Source organism: Micromonospora sp. M61, from assembly GCF_018070245.1.
In the GTDB taxonomy this organism is placed as follows: domain Bacteria; phylum Actinomycetota; class Actinomycetes; order Mycobacteriales; family Micromonosporaceae; genus Micromonospora; species Micromonospora zamorensis.
The window spans coordinates 112,040-133,172 of the sequence record NZ_JAGPYA010000005.1 but is presented as its reverse complement, the minus strand read 5'-3'; the positions used below and the strand labels follow the sequence as shown (position 1 = coordinate 133,172).

Annotated in this window: 17 protein-coding genes and 3 tRNA genes; 11 read left to right on the top strand and 9 right to left on the bottom strand. The window is 71.0% G+C overall.

The features are described from left to right. Window positions 1–97 precede the first annotated feature (97 nt). Both KBX34_RS04845 and KBX34_RS04840 read left to right on the top strand, forming a co-directional pair. A complete protein-coding gene (locus tag KBX34_RS04845; protein ID WP_210923479.1) occupies window positions 98–3,046 on the top strand; it encodes a DUF4132 domain-containing protein in 2,949 nt (982 codons plus the stop codon). A gap of 229 nt (window positions 3,047–3,275) precedes the next feature. Further along, complete coding sequence (locus KBX34_RS04840; protein ID WP_210923477.1) at window positions 3,276–4,226, top strand: DUF1963 domain-containing protein; 951 nt, start codon at window positions 3,276–3,278, stop codon at window positions 4,224–4,226. A gap of 166 nt (window positions 4,227–4,392) precedes the next feature. Here KBX34_RS04840 and KBX34_RS04835 read toward each other — a convergent pair. After that, window positions 4,393–4,465, bottom strand: a tRNA-Arg gene (locus KBX34_RS04835). A gap of 35 nt (window positions 4,466–4,500) precedes the next feature. Beyond that, window positions 4,501–4,591 (bottom strand) — tRNA-Ser (locus tag KBX34_RS04830). Between the two features lie 145 nt (window positions 4,592–4,736). Between KBX34_RS04830 and KBX34_RS33375 the strand changes: the two genes are divergently transcribed. After that, entirely contained in the window at window positions 4,737–6,107 is a 1,371-nt protein-coding gene (locus KBX34_RS33375) for a hypothetical protein (protein ID WP_247671459.1), read from the top strand. A gap of 4 nt (window positions 6,108–6,111) precedes the next feature. On the opposite strand, the gene KBX34_RS04820 is transcribed toward KBX34_RS33375, so the two are convergent. Further along, entirely contained in the window at window positions 6,112–6,882 is a 771-nt protein-coding gene (locus KBX34_RS04820) for a CPBP family intramembrane glutamic endopeptidase (RefSeq protein ID WP_088950679.1), read from the bottom strand. A 145-nt stretch (window positions 6,883–7,027) separates the two neighbouring features. On the opposite strand from KBX34_RS04820, the gene KBX34_RS04815 reads away from it, so the two are divergent. Next, the gene (locus KBX34_RS04815; protein ID WP_088950680.1) at window positions 7,028–8,143 is read left to right on the top strand and encodes a globin domain-containing protein; all 1,116 of its coding nucleotides are present in this window, start codon (window positions 7,028–7,030) and stop codon (window positions 8,141–8,143) included. A gap of 68 nt (window positions 8,144–8,211) precedes the next feature. On the opposite strand, the gene KBX34_RS04810 is transcribed toward KBX34_RS04815, so the two are convergent. Further along, the gene (locus tag KBX34_RS04810; RefSeq protein ID WP_099849334.1) at window positions 8,212–9,741 is read right to left on the bottom strand and encodes a peptide deformylase; all 1,530 of its coding nucleotides are present in this window, start codon (window positions 9,739–9,741) and stop codon (window positions 8,212–8,214) included. A 331-nt stretch (window positions 9,742–10,072) separates the two neighbouring features. Here KBX34_RS04810 and KBX34_RS04805 point away from each other — a divergent pair, with 331 nt between their 5' ends. Beyond that, window positions 10,073–10,849 (top strand): hypothetical protein, encoded by a 777-nt coding sequence (locus KBX34_RS04805; protein ID WP_088952084.1) that lies wholly within the window; start codon window positions 10,073–10,075, stop codon window positions 10,847–10,849. A gap of 6 nt (window positions 10,850–10,855) precedes the next feature. Here KBX34_RS04805 and KBX34_RS04800 read toward each other — a convergent pair whose 3' ends face one another. Then, window positions 10,856–12,685, bottom strand: a complete 1,830-nt coding sequence (locus KBX34_RS04800; RefSeq protein ID WP_247671458.1) for a hypothetical protein — start codon at window positions 12,683–12,685, stop codon at window positions 10,856–10,858. A 213-nt stretch (window positions 12,686–12,898) separates the two neighbouring features. Between KBX34_RS04800 and KBX34_RS04795 the strand changes: the two genes are divergently transcribed. Then, the gene (locus tag KBX34_RS04795; RefSeq protein ID WP_088950682.1) at window positions 12,899–13,609 is read left to right on the top strand and encodes a class I SAM-dependent methyltransferase; all 711 of its coding nucleotides are present in this window, start codon (window positions 12,899–12,901) and stop codon (window positions 13,607–13,609) included. A 61-nt stretch (window positions 13,610–13,670) separates the two neighbouring features. Here KBX34_RS04795 and KBX34_RS04790 read toward each other — a convergent pair whose 3' ends face one another. Continuing rightward, entirely contained in the window at window positions 13,671–14,213 is a 543-nt protein-coding gene (locus KBX34_RS04790; RefSeq protein WP_141911806.1) for a YbhB/YbcL family Raf kinase inhibitor-like protein, read from the bottom strand. 143 nt (window positions 14,214–14,356) lie between these two features. Here KBX34_RS04790 and KBX34_RS04785 point away from each other — a divergent pair, with 143 nt between their 5' ends. Further along, window positions 14,357–14,512 (top strand): hypothetical protein, encoded by a 156-nt coding sequence (locus KBX34_RS04785; protein ID WP_157744092.1) that lies wholly within the window; start codon window positions 14,357–14,359, stop codon window positions 14,510–14,512. Window positions 14,513–14,606: 94 nt separating this feature from the next. Here KBX34_RS04785 and KBX34_RS04780 read toward each other — a convergent pair. Beyond that, a tRNA-Ser gene (locus tag KBX34_RS04780) sits at window positions 14,607–14,696 on the bottom strand. Between the two features lie 163 nt (window positions 14,697–14,859). Between KBX34_RS04780 and KBX34_RS04775 the strand changes: the two genes are divergently transcribed. Next, complete coding sequence (locus KBX34_RS04775; RefSeq protein ID WP_141911808.1) at window positions 14,860–15,834, top strand: NAD(P)H-quinone oxidoreductase; 975 nt, start codon at window positions 14,860–14,862, stop codon at window positions 15,832–15,834. Between the two features lie 10 nt (window positions 15,835–15,844). On the opposite strand, the gene soxR is transcribed toward KBX34_RS04775, so the two are convergent. Further along, window positions 15,845–16,318: a redox-sensitive transcriptional activator SoxR gene (soxR, locus tag KBX34_RS04770; protein WP_088950686.1), complete on the bottom strand. Its 474-nt coding sequence runs from the start codon at window positions 16,316–16,318 to the stop codon at window positions 15,845–15,847. Between the two features lie 47 nt (window positions 16,319–16,365). On the opposite strand from soxR, the gene KBX34_RS04765 reads away from it, so the two are divergent. Together KBX34_RS04765 and KBX34_RS04760 are read left to right on the top strand one after the other, a co-directional pair. Beyond that, window positions 16,366–17,061: a transketolase gene (locus KBX34_RS04765; RefSeq protein WP_141911810.1), complete on the top strand. Its 696-nt coding sequence runs from the start codon at window positions 16,366–16,368 to the stop codon at window positions 17,059–17,061. A gap of 5 nt (window positions 17,062–17,066) precedes the next feature. Continuing rightward, a complete protein-coding gene (locus tag KBX34_RS04760; protein WP_210791607.1) occupies window positions 17,067–17,960 on the top strand; it encodes a transketolase family protein in 894 nt (297 codons plus the stop codon). Here the strand turns inward: KBX34_RS04760 and KBX34_RS04755 are convergent. Next, window positions 17,946–18,653, bottom strand: a complete 708-nt coding sequence (locus KBX34_RS04755) for a glycosyltransferase family 2 protein (RefSeq protein ID WP_088952086.1) — start codon at window positions 18,651–18,653, stop codon at window positions 17,946–17,948. The genes KBX34_RS04760 and KBX34_RS04755 overlap by 15 nt on opposite strands. A gap of 125 nt (window positions 18,654–18,778) precedes the next feature. Here KBX34_RS04755 and KBX34_RS04750 point away from each other — a divergent pair, with 125 nt between their 5' ends. Continuing rightward, entirely contained in the window at window positions 18,779–21,037 is a 2,259-nt protein-coding gene (locus KBX34_RS04750) for a glycosyltransferase family 39 protein (protein WP_210923475.1), read from the top strand. The last annotated feature ends 96 nt before the right edge of the window (window positions 21,038–21,133 follow it).

Here is a 21,133-nt window from a genome sequence, read left to right as displayed (position 1 = left end):
CCGCTGCGCTGCGGCCCCGTGGAACACCGTCCGCTGTGGACGATCTGTGTCATACCGATGTACTACCCTCCCCGCGAACTGTGGACGAGGAGGCTTTATGCGCAGGTTCGTCATGCCGGACGAGGACGCCTGGCACATGCCGAAGGATTGGTCGGGCCGTGTCCATCCGCGGCGAGGTGGCCGGTGGCGGCCAGCAATTGCCGATCCGGCGGGCGCCGAGCAGCGGCTTCGGGACCTCCTCGCGACGGACAAGGCCGCGAAGCAACGCGCCAGCGTGCTGGGCCGCAACGCCGTCTTCGACACGGCGCTGCTTGCCGCCGGTGAGCGGCATCTGCGGACACTAGATGACGCCCCGATCGCCGCCGCGGTGGCGGCACTGCTGACCGTCTATCGCAATGTGCCCGCCGACGGGCAGGGTTTGGTGGACGGGTGGGTGGCCCGGGCCGGGCTGCTGTTCGCGGTCCGGGCCGTCGTGGCGGCGAACCAGATCTGCCACACCGGTGAGCTCTGGACCCGCGCCTCCGAGGGCGACACCTACGAGCAGGGGTGGCGCGGCGATGACCTCGGCGCCACGTACGCGGTGGCCCGGGCGGTCCGGCGTCACCTCGCGGTCGCGTCGGACCGGGATTACAGGGAGGCGGAATCCGTCCTGGCCGAGCATCGGAGCTTCCCGGCCGGCCGCATCTTGGCCTCCTACCTGATGCCGACCCGGCAGGACTGGGTGGACGAGGACTGCGCGGCGGCAGCGGCCTGGTTCGACGAGCCCGGCCGGGAGGAGTGGATCCAGGCCGACCACCGCACGATGTCCGGGATCCTGTTGCTGGCCGCGAGCCGCACCGAGCATCTCGAGCAACTGCGCGGCGCGATCCGCCCCACGCTGCTCGGCTTCGAGGAACCCGGGGACGCCCTCACGGTGCTGGACGGTGTGGGACCGGCCGCCGTCACCTTTCTGGCTGGCGAATTCTATCTGGAACTGCTCTACCTGCACGAATGGAACGGCCTGAACCAGCCGACACGGCTCAACCCGGATGCGGCCCGGTTCGTCGCCGGCACACCCAGCGACGACGCGATGCGGATCCTGGTCCGCGACCACCTGGACGAGAAGCCGTGGCGGCCGGGGAACCTGCTCAAGTCGGGCGTGCTGACCCGCTACCCGCTGCGGGTTCTGCGTGTCCTCGCCGAGCGCGACGACGCGGTGTCGCGTGACCTGTTCGGCGCGATGGTGCTCACCGAGCCACGTTGGATCCCGCACCTGGCCGGGCCGGGCCGCGCCCGGGCGGAGGAGATCGTCGCGAACGGCGGGGCCGGGCTCGGCGCCGGGTGGGCGACAATGCTGGACCAGCAGGACTACTACCGTGGCATCGACGGCGCGGACAATGTGAGACGGGCCGTGGCCGCGCTGGCCGCGATCCCGACCGAAGAGGCGTTCGGGCTCGTCGTGGACCGGGTCGAGCGCCAATACTTCCGGCCGGCGTTGCTGGCGGCGGCCAAGCGCGATCCCGGGACGGCGCTGCGGGCACTGCTCACCAGCGCCACCGAGCCACTCGTCATCGAGTTGCTGCGCGACCACGTTCTCGCGTACCCCCAGTCGGTGGCGACCCTCGACGACGACGGGCGGGCCCGCGTCCAGGCGATCGCCGGTCTGCCTTCCCCCGGCCCGCGGGGCGTGGTGCCGCCGGTTCTGGCCGGCGTGCTGCCGCAGGAACCGGACCTGCCGGAATGGCTGATCCCCGCCAAGCTTGCCGAGGTCACCGTCCGCGACACCGGCGAGAGACTGGCCCCGGAGGCGGTCCACCGGCTGTGTGTGCTGCTCGCCCTCTCCACGATCACCGAGCCGCGACCGGAGCTCATTGCCGCCCGTGACATCTGCGAGCCACGACAGCTGGGCGCTTTCGCCTGGGCCGTCCTCGAGCAGTGGCGGGCGGCCGAATACTCGCCGAAGAGCGGCATCGCGCTGGTGTCCATCGCCGCGCTCGGTGACGACACCACCGTCGCCGACCTGGTGGCCGTACTCCCGCAATGGTCGTCCGCCAGCGCCCGGATCCGCGCCGCGATGGACGTGCTCGCCGCGATCGGCACCGACTTCGCCCTGACCCAGCTGCATCGACTCAGCCGCAGAGCGTCAACCGCCGGTCTGCGCGAGCACGCCTCCCAACGACTCGCCGGCACAGCCGCCGCCCGCGGCCTGAGCCCCGAGCAACTCGCCGACCGGATCGTGCCGGACCTGGGTCTTGACGCCGACGGCCGAACGATCCTGGACTACGGGCCACGCCGTTTCACGGTGGATCTCGACGAGCAGTTGCAACCGTGGATCGCGGCCTCAGACGGACGCCGGTTGTCCCGGCTGCCGCGCCCTGCGGCCACCGACGATCCGGTGCTGGCGCCGGCGGCGTACGCGCGGTTCGCCGACCTGAAGAAGGAGGTCAAGCAGATCGGCGGCGACCGGATCCGGGCCATCGAGGACGCCATGGTCACCGGGCGCCGGTGGAGTGCGGCCGAGTTCCGCGCCCTGTTCCTGGATCACCCGCTGATGTGGCAGCTCACCCACCGGCTGGTGTGGGCGGCGACCGGCGAACACGGCACCGTCAGCTTCCGGGTCGCCGAGGACCGGACGTTCGCCGACCTGCACGACCAGACATGGCAGCTCGATGACACGGCCACCGTCGCCGTGCCGCACCCGTGGCACCTCGGTGACGACAGGGCCGCCTGGTCGGAGATCTTCGCCGACTACGCCATCATCCAGCCGTTCCCCCAACTGGGCCGCGAGCTGGCAACACCGGGCGAGGTAGACCTGGCTACCTTCGCCGGCATGAAGGTCGACGCACGGAAACTGTTCGTGCTCACCTCGAAGGGCTGGCGCTTCGGCGACGACCACACCTCGGTCCTGCGCGACTGGCCGCAGACAGTCAAGATCACGTATACGCCTCGATATAACTGGCATGACCCGGACCAACCCAAGACCCTGACTGGCGTACGCGGGTGCGATGGCCTGGGCCCCGTCGCGTTCTGCGAGGTGGTGCGAGACCTGGGCTATTTGACGAGCTGATCCGCGGCTCGGGGGCGCGGCAACGACCCCCGAACCCACCGCCGCCTCACTGCTGTGACGATCGCGGCTCGTCCGGGCCGGACGGCGGCCAAGATGTTCGAACGGGGCACCCATTTCGACCGCAAGGGCACGACTACGACATCCTGGCCGCCGCGGTGGGCGAGCAGCCGAAGAGCGGATACGAGAAGCCTGCCGCCGCCGGTTATTCAGGCCTGTCAGTATGACGTCCGTGGATCACTACGAGCTTTTTTGGCGAGCCGCGACCGACGCGGGTTTCACCAAGACCGAGACGGCGACGTTCGCCGAGCTGCTGCGCTTCGCCATCTGCACGACTCAGCAGGACAACGGCGAGATCGCAGCCCATCCTGGGGACCTGCCGCCCGGGCAGCCTGCCGACCTGCTTGTCGGCCGGGCCGGCGGCCTACCGCAGCTCCCGGTCGGCATGCCGTGGCCCACCGACCCGGAGGGCTACCCGCTGCCGTTCATCGCGTCCTTCGACTGTGCCGCGCTGCCGCGGGTCGAGCGCCTGCCGCTACCGTCGGACGGCTCCCTGCTGGTGTTCCTGCATCACGAAGAGGACTACGACGTCTGTGAGCGCAGCGGCGAGCAGCAGTACGGGCGGCTGCTGTATGTGCGCGCCGGCACGGAGACCGCGGCGCAGCTGCCGGCTGACTACGCTGCCCATCCCTACTACGCGAACCGTGACTTCATCGCCCCCGAGCAGGACCTTTTCGCTGTCGTCCACGCCGACCCACCCTCCTGGTTGACCGCGGAGGATGCGGACCTGTCCGTCTTTCAGCAGCAGCTGGCGCGCGACATGCCGCATCGTCGGGAACTGTGTGCCCTGGTCGACCGGCTCCGGCCGGCCGCCAACTCCGCCGCCTTCCAGTTCGGCGGCTACTCGTGGCACACCGGCGGCAAGTCCTACGGCCACCTGTACGACGACCCTGAGCTGGAGATGGCGGAGAAGAAGCTTCGAGGCCGCCTGACCGGCATCAGCCGCACCCAAGAGGCCTTCCTCGTGGAACAGAAGTTGCAGCGGATCCGCCGGGAGTGGCTCCCGTTGGTGCAATTCGAGACCCGTGACGACGTCTACTTCGGCCGCTTCATGATCCGCGTCGACGACCTCGCCGCCCAGCGGTTCGACCGCGCTGTCTCCTGGACCGAGTTCACCGAATGAGCGAGGACAGGTGTTGTCCCGTACGGGCGGAGCTCAAGCGCCTTCAGAAACCGCGACCATCACCACCCGATCACCACGCACTCACTAGATGGGATTCTCAGGAGTGAAAATGGGAAAGAAGAAGGCCGTGACCCCTGTTTCCACAGGTCACGGCCTTGATCTCTTGTGCGCCCGAAGGGACTCGAACCCCTAACCTTCTGATCCGTAGTCAGATGCTCTATCCATTGAGCTACGGGCGCTCGTCCTCAGCCAGTGTACACACCTGACTTTCGCGCGGAGACTCCGGGATTCGAACCCGGGAGGGGCTTTAAGACCCCAACCGCATTAGCAGTGCGGCGCCATAGACCAGACTAGGCGAAGTCTCCCTGGTGGCCCGTAGACCACCGCGCCCGAGGATACAGGTCGCCACCCACCGGGAGCAAAACGACTTCCGGGGTACGCCCCCCGGGACCGTCCGCCCTCGTGTTTCACCGCTGTGCGGCGGCGTGATCGGGACTACGCTCCATCGATATGCAGGAGCAGCCGCCCAGCGAGCCGACCCGTCGAGAGCCTGCTGAAAGAGCGCGTCGGCGCTCCCCGCGGGCCACCTTCACGCCGCCGACTGCCGCCGATCAGCCCGCCGAGACGGCGGTGCCGCCGCCAGCCGCTCCGGCGAGCCAGCGCCCCCGCCGGGCGAAACCCGCCCCGGCGGTGCTGTTCCAACCACCGGATCCGGACCGGCCGCTGCCCCGACAGCCCAGGCGCGCCCCGACCAGCGACGCGGGCGCCGAGCAGCCACAGCCACAGCCGCCGACCGGCGATACGAACGGCGACCGACCAGCTCCCCCGAGCGTCGACGCGAGCACCAGCCAGCCAGACCCGGCGAACGCCAAGCAGGCAGGCCCGGCAAACGCCGAGCAGCCACGCCCGGCGACCCCCGACCAGCCACGCCCTGCGGCCGACGACCAGCCGAGCCCGCAGGCCGCCACGGCAGCCACCGACCCACCACGACAGGCAGCACGCGTCGAGCCCAAGGCCCGGACCACCTCCGTTCGCAAGGCTGCTCCGAAGAAGGCAGCCGAGGCCACCGTCGAGGTGACCCCGACCACACCGGCACCGCGCAAGCGCGCCGCCAGTCCCGCCAAACGCACGGCATCCCCTCGCAAGAGCACGACGCCGAGGAAAGCCGTCCCCGAGCCCGCGGCCGAGCAGCACACGCCGCTGGCATCTCCCGCCGGGCAGCAGGTCGAGCCCGCTTTGGCGCGTACCCCGGAATCGGAGCTGCGGGCGGTCGCCGCGCGCGTGCTCGACCACCCGGGCTTCGCGCCGGAGCTGTTGGCTCTGGCGGCCGTGCGGACGCTCGGGCCCGGCGCGGCCGACTGGGCAGGGCGGTTGCGTGCCCGGTATCCGGACGCGCCGGCGGACGGCCTGGCCCGGTTGGCCACCCGGCGGTTCGTCCGCTCGGCGGGCGCGGGTGGGGCGACGGCGGCCCTGGCCGGGTTCTTCGCGCCGCTGGCCGAGCTGACGTCGGTGCTGTGGACGCACGCCAACCTGGTGCTGCACCTGGCCGCGGCGTACGGCAGGGATCCGGCGCATCCCGACCGGGCCGTCGAGCTGCTGGTCCTCACCCAGGTGCACCCGGACGCGGCGAGCGCGGAGGCGGCCCTGACTGCCGCGCAGGCGGCGGGCGACCCGGTCGAGGGGGCCTGGCCGCGGGCTGCGGAGGCCGCCTGGCGGCTGGCCGCCCCGCTCACGGCGCAGGCCGGTGGCTGGGTGGCGTTGCGGCTGGTGGCCCGGTTGCTGCCGGGCGCGGCGGTGCTGGCGGCGGCGCTGGGTGACGCGGCGGCGGCCGACCGGCTCGCGTCCCGAGCGGTGGCCGTCTACCGACCCGACCGGCGCTGAGCCGTCAGAGCCAGTCGAACCACTCCCGGGGCAGCAGCGCGTAGCCGACGAAGGCGACCACGTCGAGCAGGGTGTGCGCGATGATCAGCGGCATCACCCGCCGGGTGCGCAGGTAGAACAGGCTGAACACCACGCCCATCACCGCGTTGCCGACGAACGCGCCGAAGCCCTGGTAGAGGTGGTACGAGCCGCGCAGCAGGGCGCTGGCCGCGATGATCGCGGCGAGCCGCCACTGGAGCTGGCGAAGCCTGGTGACCAGGTAGCCGACCACGATCACCTCCTCCAGCACGGCGTTCTGCACGGCCGCGAGGATCAGCACCGGGACCGTCCACCAGACCTGCGGGAGTGCCGCCGGCACCAGCGTGGCGTTGATGCCGAGTTGGGCCGCCACCCAGAACAGGGCCAGCCCGGGCAGGCCGATCAGCGCCGCCAGGCCGGCACCACGGGCCAGGTCCTGACCGGGCCGCCGCGCGTCCAGGCCGAGCGCCCGTGCCGGGTCGCCGGGGTCCCGGGTGAGCAGGTGTACGGCGAGCAGCACCGGAAGCAGCGCGAAGACGATGCCGAGCAACTGGTAGGTGAGGTCCAGCCAGGGTCGGCTCGACGCCGAGGTGTTCAGCGAGGCGGTCTGCTTGGAGAGCGGACCCTCGGCGGTCAGCTTCGCGATGATCGAGACCACCGCGTAGACCGCTGACTGACCGAGGGAGAGGCCGAGGACCAGCAGCGTCTCGGTGCCCAGCAGTCGGCGGGACACCGGGCGGGTCAGCTCAACGGTCACCGCACCACTCTGCCCGACAGGCGGCACCCGGGGCACGGCCGACCGGCCAGCATGAGCCGATCGCACATTCTGTGCGACCAGTCGACACTCTCCGTGGAGATTCTATGGGCGCCCGATCCGCCGCCGTCTGGAGAAGGAGCGCCCCGTGGACAACCTCGCGCGGTTGCTGAAGGAGAGCTGGACCCTGGTCGAGGACGACCGGGCCCGGCTGACCGACCACTTCTACGCCCGAGTGTTCCTGCTCGACCCTGCGCTGCGGCAACTCTTCCCGGTGCAGATGAGCGGCCAGGGCGACCGCCTGCTGGAAGCGATCATCGCGGCCATCCACACGGTCGACGACCCGGAGAGCTTCGACGAGTTCCTCCGGGCGCTGGGCCGCGACCACCGCAAGTACCACGTCGATGACCGGCACTACGCGACGATGGGAGTCGCCTTGCTGGACGCGCTGCGCAGCACCGCCGGCGACGGCTGGAACCTGGAGTACGACCAGGCGTGGCGCGAGGCGTACGCCGCGATCGCCGCCCTGATGGTGGCCGGGGCGGCGGCCGACGACGGCCCGCCGTTCTGGCACGCCGAGGTGCTGACCCACCAGCGGTACGGCCCGGACACCGCCGTGCTGACCTGCCGGGCGTTGCAGCATCCGCTGCGCTGGAAGGCGGGCCAGTACGTGAGCCTGGAGGTGCCGCGCCACCACCCCCGGGTGTGGCGGAACTACTCGGTGGCGAACGCCCCGAACGACGACAACGTGCTGGAGTTCCACGTGCGGTCGCCGGGTGCCGGCTGGGTTTCCGGTGCGCTGGTGCGTCGGGTGCGACCGGGCGAGCTGCTCCGCCTCGCGGCGCCGATGGGGTCGATGACCCTGGACCGCTCCTCGGAACGGGACATCCTCTGCGTGGCGGGCGGGGTCGGCCTGGCGCCGATCAAGGCCCTGGTGGAGGAGCTGGCCAGCTACAACCGGACCCGCTGGGTGCACGTCTTCTACGGCGCCCGGCAGGCGGGGGACCTGTACGGCCTGGCCGGCTTGCAGGAGCTGGTGGCCGTACACCCGTGGTTGTCGGTCACCCCGGCGTGCAGCGAGGACCCGGACTTCGACGGTGAGCAGGGCGACATCGCGGACGTGGTGGCCCGCTACGGCCCGTGGACCACGCACGACTGCTTCGTCTCCGGCTCGGCCCGGATGGTCCGGTCCACCCTGCGGGTGCTCGCCGCGGACGACGTGCCGCCACCGCAGATCCGCTACGACACCTTCGGTGACCTCTAGACGTTCCTCCCCCCACACCGGGGCGCGTGCCCCTGCCCCCTGGGGCACGCGCCCCGGTCCCTCGTCGGTCAGTAGCGCCAGGGGTGCCCGGTCTCGCGGTATTCCTCCACCGGCACCAGCGGCACGCCGGGCGCCATCCGGTCGACGTAGAGCCGCCCCTCCAGGTGGTCGATCTCGTGGGCGACCAGCCGGGCCATGCCGAACTCGAACGAGGTGATGACCCGGCTGCCGTCCCACTGAGCGTGCTCCACGTCCAGTCGGAGCGGCCGGGGCACCAGACCCCGGAAGTCGAAGAAGGAAAGGCAGCCCTCGTACTGCTCGTCGGTGTCCGGGTCGGCGTCGACCACCCGGGGGTTGAGCAGCACGACCGGCTCCGCCGAGCGATCCGGCGGCCGGACCACTGCCACCGCCCGGTCGATGCCGAGCTGCGGGGCAGCCACCCCCACCCCCTTGCTGAACGGGTGCAGCTCGTCGAGCCGGGCCAGGGCCGTGACGAGCCGGTCGACCAGGTCCCGGGCAACCGGCTCCTCCACGGGCAGGTCGAACGGCCGGACGCGTCGGCGGAGCAGGTCGGCGCCGCGTTGCACGATGCCGAGCCCGCGCATCCGGTCGCTGGGCCGGACCCGGACGCCGCCGGGACCGCTGTCGGGTTCGGTCTCCGGTCGGGCGCGGAAGCGCCACTGCATCCGGTAGCGGGCGTTCAGCGGCGGGTCGTCGGTCTGCCAGTCGTAGATCGCCCGGTCGCCCTCGTCGTGCCGTTGCGGGGCCGTCCGCAGCGGGCCCTCCTCCGCGGAGAGGGAGGTTTCCACGCCCCAGACCTGCGGGTCGAGCCTCACCGGCAGGTCCAGTCGTACGGCGAGCTGCCGGGTGGGCAGCCGGACGGCGCGTTGGAACCAGGGGCCCCACTTCTCGTGCCCGACGCTGTACGCGTACTCGATGGTGGCCCGGTCGCCCGGGTAGAGCGGGAAGCGCCGCTCCCCGTTCTCGAAGAGCAGCCAGATCTCCTTGAACGCGTCCCGATCGTGTTTGGCCCGCCAGTGCATCGGCTCCGGGTCGCCGCCGCCGTCGTCCCTGCGGGCCTGCAGTTGCAGCTCGGCGAACGTGAGCGGGTGCTCCCGGTGGTGCCGGTTGGAGCGGCCGGGGTCGTTCGGGTAGCGGTCGACGGCGACCCTGGCCAGGTAACGGGTGACGGGCTCGGTGCCGGCGTTGTACAGCTCGCGGTGGATCACGCACCGGTAGCCCTCGTCGGTGTGGGTGAGGGAGGCGAGTTCGCGCTCCACTACGAGGCCGGTGCCCGGCGGCAGCCACTGACCGGGCAGGTACGGCTCCCGGTGTGGTTGACCGGCGCGGGCGTGCCGCAGGTCGTCGTACTCCCGGAAGCGCTGCCAGATCGCGCCGCTGGCCTCCAGGACGGCCTCGGCGCGGCGGGCGAAGTCCTCGGTCGGACGGTGCCGGCGCCCCTCGACGTGACTCACGTAGGACGGGTCGAACCCCATCAGGACGGCCAGTTGCTTCTTGGACAGCCCTCGCCCGGTCCGTTGCCGGGCGAGCTCGGCCGCGAAGGAGTCGGCAGCCCGTTCGAGGGGTGAGGTCGTCATCAGCTTCCTCGTGGCCGGGGCTATAAGTTTCACGTTCTGTGCCCGAGCACACACGCATCTGGCACCTTGCCGACACACTGCTTGACAATCCACCGACAAACGTCGATCCTCTGGCAGCGTTTCCCCGTGTTGACGCCGGGTAGTACGCGAGGCACGGAGCGCTTTTCCCGCCGGAAAACCGGCGTGACCTGGGCCTCCCGATTTGGCCAAGGTGAGGCTTCCCTTAGACCAGAGGGCATGGTTAGGCTAGCCTTAGCTCAGGACGGCACTGGTCGTCCGCCGAGGTTCGCTCCTCGGTCACGCGGACGGGGGACCTCAGGTGACAGCGGTGCTGCCGAGGCGCGACGCCACCGCCACGCCACTCGCCCCCGTCACCGCGGCGCTCCGTGCCATGTTCGGCACCGACGACCTTCCCGGGCTCGCCCGGGGCCTGGTGGTCGAAGACGAGCTCGGCTGGGCGCCCGCCACCACCCTGATCGACGGCAGTCGGCTGCCAGAGCTGCTGAACGGCGCCGCTGTCCGCTGGGGTGGCACCCCGCACGCCTGCGCCGCGCTGGCCTGGAAGTCGTACAGCTACTGGACCGCACTGCCGGTCGTGCTCGGCTGGGCCTCCGCCCGGCGGGTGCCGCTGCTCGACCCGGCCGACGTGCTGATCCACTTCGAGGACCACCGGCAGCTGCTCACCATGGGCCTGCGCCGTGGCATCACCGTGGCGGTGCTGCCGAACGACCCGCTGGCGCTCGCCGGCCTGCCGGAGGTGCGGGTCGTCGCCGACGAGGCGGAGCTGCTGGGCGCACTGCGCGCCTCCCTGCTCGACGCCCACCTGGCACCGCTCATCACGGCGATCCAGTCAGAGGTGCGGGTGGGCACCCGGACGCTGCTCGGCTCAGTCGCCTCCGGCATCGCACACGGCATCCTGCGGGCCGCCGACAACCTGCCCGGCTCCACGGTGCAGAGCATCGACACCCTGCTCGGCGCACTCGACCTGGCCGACCTGATCGAGCTGGTGCCGGGGCCGACCGGTGAGCCGAGCGTGCAGCGGCGCACCTGCTGCCTCGCCTTCACCCTGCCGCGGCCGAAGGTCTGCCAGGGCTGCTGCGTTCGCTAGTGGGATTCAGTCGGTCAACGGCCGCACGTCCCACACCCACGCACCGCCGGTGAAGACCGGCTGGATCCCGGTCAGCTCGGTCATCCCCCGACGCAGCGCGGCCTCGTGCTCCTGCGGGCCGAGGATGACCACGCCGGCCCGCCAGAACCGCAGGTCGTCGACCGCCTTGACCCGTGCCTGCGGGGTGATCGGCGGCACCGCCCCGGTACGTCGGATGGTGGAGAAGAAGCTGCTGGTGGGGCGCGGCGTGGCACCGAACAGGGCGACCTTGGGAGGGTCGGCGTTCGGACGGGTGTCCGGGCCCAGGAAGTAGCCACGAGCCAGCGGCATGTCCAGCCGGGTCTCGGCGGACCAGCGCAGCGGCTCCGCGTAGGTGGTGTCCGGCAACGGCAGGGTCACCACACTGCGCCCACCGGTCACGTACGGACGCCAGGCCCCACTGGTCACGAAGGTGGGCACCGGGTCCAGATGGGCCACGGGCAGCGGAGTGGGCACGATCGGCAACAGGGCCATCACGAGCACCGTGGCGGTGACGAAGCGGATCTGCCCGCGGGCGGCCGGGTGCGAGCGGGCCAACTCGTGGGCGCGTTGCGCACCGAAGGCGAGCAGCAGGCCGACGATCGGGGTGATCGCCAACGCCCACCGTGTCGGCACCACCGAGTGCAGGATGGGCAGGTTCTCCAGCGCCGCCCAGGGACCGGGCACACCCGTACCCCGGTTGTCGAAGCGGACCTCGCGGCCCAACGAGAGCACCGCGAAGAGCAACCCGAGCGCGGCGAGCGCGAGCACCACGACCGAGCGGCGCATCCACCACACCAGGGCGATCACCAGCACCACCAGCGCCCAACCGAAGAAGCTGTTCTCCTCGGTCGGGTTCTTGGCCAGGCCGGCGGCGGTGCGAGGGCTGCCGGCGAGTGACTCGCGGGAGTACGCGACGAACGAGGCGAGGTCGCTGGAGTAGCCACGGATCAGGCGGGACAGCCCGGAGTACGCGCCCGGCCCGAAGAACTGCACGTAGAGCGGATACGCGAGCAGCAGCCCGGAGACCCCGGCGGCGACGGCAAGGCCGGCGAGGAAGGGTCGGATCCGCGATCGTAGCTCCGGGCGGCCGAGGGCGAGCACGCCGACGACCACGCCGAGCCCGATCGCGGTCATCAGCAGGATCTCCAGGTTGAGGAAGGCCTGCCAGACGATCACGAGCGCGAGGAGGACCCCGTTGCGCAGCCAACGGCCCGGTTCACCGAGTCGCAGCGTGCGCCAGATGATCAGTGGCACGACGAACTGCGACACGATGTTCGGATGCCCGTTGGCGTGCGACACCATGGCGGGCGCGTACGCGCAGAAGCCGGCGCCCAGCCACGCGGGCCCCCGGGTGCCGATCAGGACCCGGGAGAGCAGGAAGTACCAGGCTGTGGCGGTGGCAATCAGGCCGAGGGTGAGAAAGACCAGGAATGCCGCCCGGGGCCCGAACAGCAGAGTGATCGGGGTCAACGGCAATGAAATGGATAATACGGACGTATTAGCCATCAGATTCACGCCGTCCGGGACGTTCATCTGGTCGGAATGGAATGGATATGCAAAATGCGTCACGACTCGCGCACCGTGCGCCATCATCCATTCGAACTGCGACTGATCTGACTGGTTGTCCCGCACATCACTGCCCGGGTCCAACCAGAGCCGACCGGTGACCCAGAAGCCGAGCACCACGAAGCTCAGCACGGCGGCCAGATCGGCCCACTTCCCGCTGCGGGACGGCCGAGCATCACCAGAGGTCCCCTGCGCCGACGACGCGGCGGCCGGACCGTCGCTGGGCACGTCCGGTTCGGGAGTAGTCATGACAATTCATAGGGTAGTCAGGGCCTGGCGCTGCCGTGACATGTTTCGGGGTACTGCCGTACTATGTGCCGGGTTCGCCGACCGCCGATCACGAACCCACCCCCCGACCACAATTCGGCCACCCCCGATGCCCCGATTCTTCTGCCGTCCCAGCGGATGATTCACTCTGTCGGTCCAGGCACGGGTCGAGTTCATATCGTGAGGAATCGACGCATGGCAGAAATCACTGGGGATCAGCGCGTGCAGTCCGAGGTCCTGGAAGGCCTGGCCACCGCTGTCAACCACCGTCGCTGGTTCATCGAACTGGCCGTGCCGTACCTCGGCGACGACCCGATCGAGATCGGCAGCGGCCTCGGTGACTACGCCCTGGAATGGTCGCAGCGGCTGCCCCGGTTCACCGCCACCGAGGCCGACCCGGACCGGCTGCTGCAGCTCAAGGAGCGCCTCGCCGAGCGGCCGAACATCGACGTCCGGCAGATGCTGCTGCCGCACGAGGACGGGGGCGACTACAGCTCCGCGGTCTCGTACAACGTCCTGGAGCACATCGAGGACCACGTGGGCGCGCTGCGCAGCATGCGCGACCTGGTCCGGCCCGGCGGCGCCGTGATCATCATCGTGCCGGCATTCCAGTTCGCGATGGGCCCGGCCGACATCGCCACCGGGCACGTCCGCCGCTACACGAAGAAGACGCTCCAGGCGGCGATGACCGAGGCCGGCCTGACCGTCGAAAAGATCCACTACGCCAACGCGCTGGGGCTGATCGGCTACTTCATGGCCACCAAGGTCTTCCGGCTGATGCCGAAGGAGGGCCCGATGGTGAAGGTGTACGACACCGTCGTCCTGCCCGCCACCAAGGCCGCCGAGCAGCTCGTCCGGCCCCCGTTCGGGCAGTCCGTCTTCGCGGTGGCCCGCGTTCCGTCCTGACCCGCCACCCCGCGATCTTGCACTCTGTTTCGCCAGCACGTGCAAGATCGCGGGGTACGGATCATTCCTTGATCTGGTACGTCGGGCGGATCACCGCTCGGGCCAGGGTGTGGAACGTGAGGTTGAAGCCGACGTAGGCGGGCGTGGCGTCCGGGGTCAGGTCCAGTCGGTCGACGTCCACGGCGTGCACCGCGAAGACGTACCGGTGCGGGCGGTCACCAGCCGGCGGAGCCGCACCGCCATAGCCGTGCTGGCCGTAGTCGTTGCGGACCGAGAACGCCCCGCCGAGGTCCGTGCCCGCCGCGCCGTCGGCGCCGCTGGGCAACTGCGTGACGTCGACCGGCAGGTTCACCAGCACCCAGTGCCAGAGACCGCTGCCGGTCGGCGCGTCGGGGTCGTAGCAGGTCACCGCGAAACTCTTCGTCTCGGCGGGGAAATCCGACCAGGTCAGCTGCGGCGAGACGTCGTCACCTCCGACGCTGTCATGCGCGTGCCGGACGTCCATGGGCTCGCCGTTCTGCACGTCGTCACTCGTCAACGTGAACGAGGGCAGCGTCGGCAGCAGCTCGTACGGGTCCGGGGCAATCGGTCGTTCCAGGGTCATCGGGACGCGTCCTTCCGGTGTGCGGAGTTACCAGCCCCTTCTTACCCCGCCGCAGCCCCTCCAACGACCGGAAGTACGCGCTCACCGAGGGTGGTTTGCCAGAGCTACCGTTGAGGTCGGGCAACGTTCCTCAGGGGGACACCGTGGCCGGCATCTGGCGGGACTTCGTGGCAGCGGTCTTCACCGCGTTCCGCCGCCGGGACGAGCAGGCCATCGCCGAGGAACGCCGACGCGCGGTGGAGCGACTGGCCGAGGAGACGATCCGCGAGGCCCGACGGCCCACAGACCCGCCGGAGTGACCGGCCCATGACCCACCCGCCTTCAGGCGGTATCCAGGGCGCGCCGACACGCCGATTTCATGGAAACCGAGTCGATCAGCGATCGCGAGCGTCGTGGCGGAGGGTGTGGGATTCGAACCCACGAAGACATCGCTGCCTTACCGGTTTTCAAGACCAGCGCCATCGGCCACTAGGCGAACCCTCCCAGGCCGCCACCCGCAGGCGTACGGCCACGCATAGTCTGCCACGGCTCCCGTCGGGCGGCCCGGCGTCCCTCCCCGAATGCGGCGGCCAGGCGGTCCGTCGCGTCCACAGTGGGCTGGAGGGTGCACCTGCGGTGCCGGGCGAGATCGGGTAAGACTGACTCCATGAAGGCGATCACCATCCCGCAGCCCGGTGGACCCGAAGCGCTGGTCTGGGCCGAGGTGCCCGACCCGGAGCCGGGCCCCGGCGAGGTGATCGTGGATGTGCGGGCCAGCGGGGTCAACCGCGCTGACCTGCTGCAACGGCAGGGGCACTATCCGCCACCGCCGGGCGCGTCCGCGTACCCCGGGTTGGAATGCTCTGGGGTGATCACCGAGGTCGGTTCGGAGGTCGCCGGGTGGGCGGTCGGGCAGCAGGTCTGCGCGCTGCTGTCCGGCGGCGGGTACGCCGAGCGGGTCGCGGTCCCCGCCGGGCAGTTGCTCCCGGTGCCGGCCTGCGACTCGGTGGACGCCGCAGGGCTGCCCGAGGTGGCCTGCACGGTCTGGTCGAACCTGGTCCAGGTGGGTCGGCTCAGCGCGGGCGACACGCTGCTGGTGCACGGCGGGGGCAGTGGGATCGGCACCTTCGCGGTCCAGCTCGGGGCGGCCCTCGGCGCGACCGTCGTGACCACCGCCCGGGCGGCCAAGCACTCCCGACTGCGTGAGCTGGGCGCGTCGCACCCGATCGACTACCGCGAGCAGGACTTCGTGGAGGAGGTCCGGCGGGTCACCGACGGTCGCGGCGCGGACGTGATCCTGGACATCATGGGCGCGTCCTACCTGGGTCGGAACGTCTCCGCGCTGGCGACCGGCGGTCGGCTGGTGGTGATCGGCATGCAGGGTGGGCGCAAGGCTGAGCTGGATCTCGGTGCACTGCTGACGAAGCGGGCGACCGTCGCCGCGACCTCGCTGCGCTCCCGACCGATCGCGGAGAAGGCGGAGATCGTCCAGGGCGTACGGGACGAGGTGTGGCCGTTGATCGAGGCGGGCAGGATCCGCCCGGTGGTGGACCGGCGGCTGCCGATGACCGAGGCGGCCGAGGCGCACCGGCTCGTCGAGTCGAACGATCACTTCGGCAAGGTCCTGCTCACCCTCGGGTGAGCAGCCGGCGTCAGGCGGGTGAGCCCGCCGGTGTCGGATCGTCGGCCGGTCGGGGCAGCACCAGCCGGGCGCCCGGGCCCTCGCCGGCCAGCGCGTCCCCGGGGTTGTTGAGCGTGCAGCGCTGCAACGACAGGCAGCCGCAGCCGATGCAGCCGTCCAGGTCGTCGCGGAGCTTGGTGAGCAGCCGGATCCGCTCGTCCAGCCGGCTCCGCCAGCTCGCGGAGAGCCGCGCCCAGTCCTGTGGGCTGGGCGTACGGGCTTCGGGGAGCGAGTCCAGTGCCGCGCGGATCTCGTCGAGGGAGACGCCGACCTGTTGGGAGATCCGGATGAAGGCCACCCGCCGCAACTCGGCGCGGGCGTACCGGCGCTGGTTGCCGCCGGTCCGATCGGCGCGGATCAGCCCCAGTCGCTCGTAGTAGCGCAGCGCCGACGGCGCCACGCCCGAGCGGACCGACAGCTCGCCGATCGTCAGTAGATCCTGCATCACCAGGTCCTTGAGTTGAAGTCCACTTCAACTTACACAGTAGTGGCATGACGATCACAGTGACCACCAACACCGGCTCCCGACTTCCCGGGCTGATCCGACGACTGACCGGCGACGAGAAGCACGCGCCGAGCGCGCACTCGACCATCGACGTGCTCCAGGTGCTCTACGACCGGGTGCTGCGGGTCACCCCCGACACCGCCGACGACCCGGAACGCGACAGGTTCCTGCTCTCCAAGGGCCACGGACCGGCCGCCTACTACGCGGTGCTCGCCGCGCACGGCTTCATCCCGGAAGCCTGGCTCGACGACCTGGCCGGGCCGGCGAGCCGACTCGGCCATCATCCGGACCGGCTACTGGTCCCCGGAGTCGAGATCGGTTCCGGCTCGCTCGGGCACGGGCTCGGGCTGGCCGTCGGCAGCGCCCTCGGGCTACGGGCCCAGGGGCTGCTCAAACCCCGGGTGTACGTGTTGCTCGGCGACGCCGAACTGGACGAGGGCTCCAACCACGAGGCGATCGCGTACGCCGGTGCCACCGGCCTGGCGAACCTCACCGCGATCGTGGTCGACAACTCGTCGGCCACCCACGGCTGGGCGGGCGGCATCGCCAGCCGGTTCACCGTCAACGGCTGGACCGCCGACACCGTCGACGGCCGCAACCACACCGACCTGTACGTGGCGCTGACCGGGCACCGGCCGGGACGGCCGCACCTCGTCGTCGCCCACGTCGAGAACAAGGGATGACCGCCATGCGTGACGCCTTCATCGACGCCACCACCGCGCTGCTCGACGACGACCCGCGGACCGCAATCGTGCTGGCCGACATCTCGGCCACCCAGTTCGCGCCGGCCGGCACCCGCCACCCGGACCGGGTGTTCAATGTCGGCATCCGGGAGCAACTGATGATCGGGGTGGCCGGCGGGCTCGCCCTGACCGGGCTTCGCCCGATCGTGCACTCCTACGCGACGTTCCTGGTGGACCGGGCGTACGAGCAGATCAAACTGGATCTGGACCACCAGGGCGTGGGCGCGGTCATGGTCAGCATCGGAGCATCGTTCGACGGGTCAGCTGAGGGCCGGACCCACCAGTCGCCCGGCGACGTGGCGCTCTTCGACTCGTTGGGCGACGGCTGGACGGTGCGGGTGCCCGGCCACCCCGACGAGGTCGCACCGCTGCTGCGCGAGGCGGCGATCACCGACGATCCGGTCTACCTGCGGCTGAGCGAGCAGCGCAACGCCCGGGCGTACCCGGACGCCGACCGGTTGCGGGTGATCCGGCAGGGTGGGACGAACGCGCCGCTCGTGCTGGCTGTCGGGCCGATGCTCGATCCCACCCTGGCAGCGACCGAGGGGATGGCCGTGACAGTCGCGTACACCCACACTCCCCGGCCGTTCGACACGTCCGGGTTGCGGGCGCTCGCCCCGACCGAGGTGGTGCTGGTCGAGCCGTACCTGTCAGGAACGTCGAGCGCGGTCGTCAGCCGGGCCATGGCGGAGGTGCCGCATCGGCTGCTCGCCCTCGGGGTGGATCAGACCGACCTGCGCCGATACGGACATCCGGCCGACCACGCCCGGTGGCACGGCCTGGATGCCGACGGTCTGCGCCGGTCGATCAGTGCGTTTCTGGGATCAGCGCGCGGGTGACGCGGTGGAACGGCGGCGGGCGCGTTCGCGGCCGAGGATCCAGATCGCCTCGACGCCGTCCTTCCAGGTGATCTTCTTGCCCTCTTCCCGGCCACGAGCCCGGTAGCTGATCGGCACCTCGTAGGGGCGGATCCGGCGACGCAGCAGCTTGCCGGTCACCTCGGCCTCCATGCCGAAGCCGCGCGAGCGCACTTCGAGCGACCGGTAGAGCGCCACCGGCATCAGCTTGAAGCAGGTCTCCAGGTCGCCGATGTACGAGTTGAACAGCACGTTGGCCGCCATCGTGACGCCCTTGTTGCCCATCACGTACCAGAAGCTGTAGGCGCTGTGGCTGCCAAAGGTGCGATTGCCGTAGACGACAGTGGCCCGCCCGTCGAGCACCGGGTCGAGCAGCTTGGGGATGTCCTGCGGGTCGTACTCCAGGTCGGCGTCGAGGATGACCATGTAGTCGCCCTCCGCGCTGTCGACCGCCGTCTTGATGGCGGCACCCTTACCGGCGTTGCGCTGGTGGGTGATGACACGCAGACGTGCGTCGTCGGCGCGGCCGAGGACCTCGCCGGTGCCGTCCCGGCTGCCGTCGTCGACGACGACCAACTCGATTTCGCAGGGATAGTCAACCGCCAACGCCTGCTTGAGGGCATCCGCGATGCGTTCTTCCTCGTTGTAGACCGGCATGAGGATCGAGAGCTTCAAGGGAATCTCCACGGTGGCGGCAACACGTCGGGCACAGCCTAGCCTGGCTGGTTGACCTTCGATATGCCGCCACCATCGGGGCCGTCGGCGTGGCTAGCGCAGACGAATGGTGTTTACTACCCGCCATGTCGGCTGGCGGCTCTCTGCTCGCGGCGGTTCCCGCCGCCGGGGCGCTCCTGCTCACCGTCGCGATGAGGCCGCGCGAGGTCGGCGCGGTCGCGCCTCTACGGCTCGCCGTGGTGCGCGCCGCGCTGCTCACCGGCGTGTACGCGGTGCTCGTCGTCGAACTTCTCGGCGCGTTGCACGCGCTGACCCGGCCGGCCTTCGCCGCCGCGTGGCTGCTCTTCCTGGCCGCCGCCGCGACAGCAGCCGGTCTGCGGCAGCGACGCGCGACCCGTACCGCGCCGACGCTCACCGCCGCACCGCGACCGGTGCCGGTCGGTGCCGTGGTGTCCGGCGGCAGCGCCGACCCGCCCGCCGCCGTCGAGCGCGGTGCGACCGGGCCCGACCCCACGCCGACCCGCGCCGTCCGGGCACCGTCCGGCCTGCTCGCCGTGGCCCTCGACGCCTGGCGTACGGCGGGACGCGGCGAGCGGCTGCTCGTCGGCGCGATCGGCGGACTGGTCCTGCTGGAGCTGCTGGTCGCGCTGCTGGCCGAGCCGAACAACTTCGACTCACAGACCTATCACCTGCCGAAGGTGGAGCACTGGGTGGCTCAGGGTGACCTGGACTTCTGGCCCACCGCCATCCACCGGCAGGTGACCATCCCGCCCGGAGCCGAGTACCTGCTGCTGCACCTTCGCCTCCTCACCGGCGGGGACCACCTGTACAACCTGGTGCAGTGGGCAGCCGGAGTGCTCTGCCTCCTGGTGGTCGCACGGATCACCGCGCAGCTCGGCGGCAGCCGGCGGGCCCAGCTGCTCACCGCGTTCGTGTTGGCGACCACGCCGATGGTGGTGCTCCAGGCGACCAGCACGCAGACCGACCTGGTCTGCGCGGCGTGGGTGACCTGCGCGGCGACCCTCGTGCTGGACGGGCTGCGTCGGCGGACAGGCTGGGGCACGGTGCTCGGGTTGGGGGCGGCCACCGGTCTGACCGCGGTGACCAAGACCAGTGGTCTGATCGCGGTCGGGCCGCTGCTGCTGCTCTGGGGGTTGGCCCAGCTCCGGCTGGCGCTGACCGCGAGCACGGCGACGCCCGGCCCGACGGCCGCCGGCGCGGCACCACCCAACCCGACGGCCGGCGCGGCATCGCCCGGCCCGACGGCGGCCGGCGGGGATCGGCAGCCTCGGCCGGTCGGCGGGCTAGCTCGCACGGTCGGCGCCTCGGTGTTGATCCTGCTGGTCGCGGCCGTGGTGGTCGGCCCGTTCCTGGCCCGGGTGACCGCCGAGTTCGGGCACCCGCTGGGGCCGCCCCGGCTGCGCGAGTCGATCCCGATGGAACGGCACGACCCGCAGTCCATCCTGGTCAACGCTCTGCGGATCGGGCACACCGCGTTCGACACGCCGCTGGCGCCCCTGCACCGGGCCGGAGCCGAGGCGATCATCGACGGAGCGGGCGCGATCGGGGTCGACCCGCAGGACCGTGCGATCACCTTCGGTCGGGAGATCTTTCCGGAGCCGGCCTGGTATCCGGACGAGGACCGGGTGGCGTTCCCCCTGACCGGGGCGCTGGTGCTGATCGGCGCGGTAGTCGCACTCGCCCGTCCGCGCCGGATCGATCCCGAGCAGGCCGGGCCGCTGCGCGCGTACGCGGTGGTGGTGTTGGCCGCCGTCCTGTTGCACACCTCGATGATCAAGTGGCAGCCGTGGGGCAACCGGCTGATCCTCTACGCCGTGGTGCTGGCCGTGCCGCTGGCCGGGCTCTGGCTCGACGCGCTCTTCCGCCGCCGCCGCGCGAACCCGGGTCGGCAAGGAGCCCGCCGGTCGGTGGCCACGCTGACGGCGGTCACCGTGCTGGCCACCTCGGCGCTGGCCGGTGTGCTCGCGCTGTCGTACGGCTTTCCGCGACGGCTGGTCGGTGCCGGTTCGGTCTTCACCACCTCGGACTGGGACACCCGGTTCCTGCGGCGTCCGCAGTGGGCCGACGAGTTCCGCTGGGCCGCGACGGCGGTCCGCGACAGCGGCGCCCGACGGATCGGGCTGGTGCAGCAGAACGACAACTGGGAGTACCCGTGGTGGCTGCTGCTCCGGCAGCCGGACGGGGGTTCGCCGGACCTGGTGGCGTTGCAGTCGGTGCTGCCGGAGCGACCGCCGGCGGACCCTGCCTCGGTCGACGCGATCGTCTGCACCGGCAGTCCTCCGGCCTGCACGAAGCTGGTCCCGGCCGGCTGGCGGCTGGAGTTCCGCGGCTACGTCGGCTACGCCCTGCCGCCGGGCCGCTGACCCGGCGGTCTGCTTCGGCGCATCTCGATCGCCCGGATAGTCCGATCCGGGCGGTTCTGCAGCCTGCGCGCAAGGATCCGAGACGCATTCACATCC

Bases quoted from the DNA above. Each gene is read 5' to 3' on its own strand.
- KBX34_RS04775 (WP_141911808.1), top strand. From the start codon at position 14,860: ATGAAGGCGATCACCATCCCGCAGCCCGGTGGACCCGAAGCGCTGGTC.
- KBX34_RS04765 (WP_141911810.1), top strand. From the start codon at position 16,366: ATGACGATCACAGTGACCACCAACACCGGCTCCCGACTTCCCGGGCTG.
- KBX34_RS04760 (WP_210791607.1), top strand. From the start codon at position 17,067: ATGCGTGACGCCTTCATCGACGCCACCACCGCGCTGCTCGACGACGAC.
- KBX34_RS04800 (WP_247671458.1), bottom strand. From the start codon at position 12,685: ATGACTACTCCCGAACCGGACGTGCCCAGCGACGGTCCGGCCGCCGCG.
- KBX34_RS04810 (WP_099849334.1), bottom strand. From the start codon at position 9,741: ATGACGACCTCACCCCTCGAACGGGCTGCCGACTCCTTCGCGGCCGAG.
- KBX34_RS04845 (WP_210923479.1), top strand. From the start codon at position 98: ATGCGCAGGTTCGTCATGCCGGACGAGGACGCCTGGCACATGCCGAAG.
- soxR (WP_088950686.1), bottom strand. From the start codon at position 16,318: ATGCAGGATCTACTGACGATCGGCGAGCTGTCGGTCCGCTCGGGCGTG.
- KBX34_RS04795 (WP_088950682.1), top strand. From the start codon at position 12,899: ATGGCAGAAATCACTGGGGATCAGCGCGTGCAGTCCGAGGTCCTGGAA.
- KBX34_RS04750 (WP_210923475.1), top strand. From the start codon at position 18,779: ATGTCGGCTGGCGGCTCTCTGCTCGCGGCGGTTCCCGCCGCCGGGGCG.
- KBX34_RS33375 (WP_247671459.1), top strand. From the start codon at position 4,737: ATGCAGGAGCAGCCGCCCAGCGAGCCGACCCGTCGAGAGCCTGCTGAA.
- KBX34_RS04790 (WP_141911806.1), bottom strand. From the start codon at position 14,213: ATGACCCTGGAACGACCGATTGCCCCGGACCCGTACGAGCTGCTGCCG.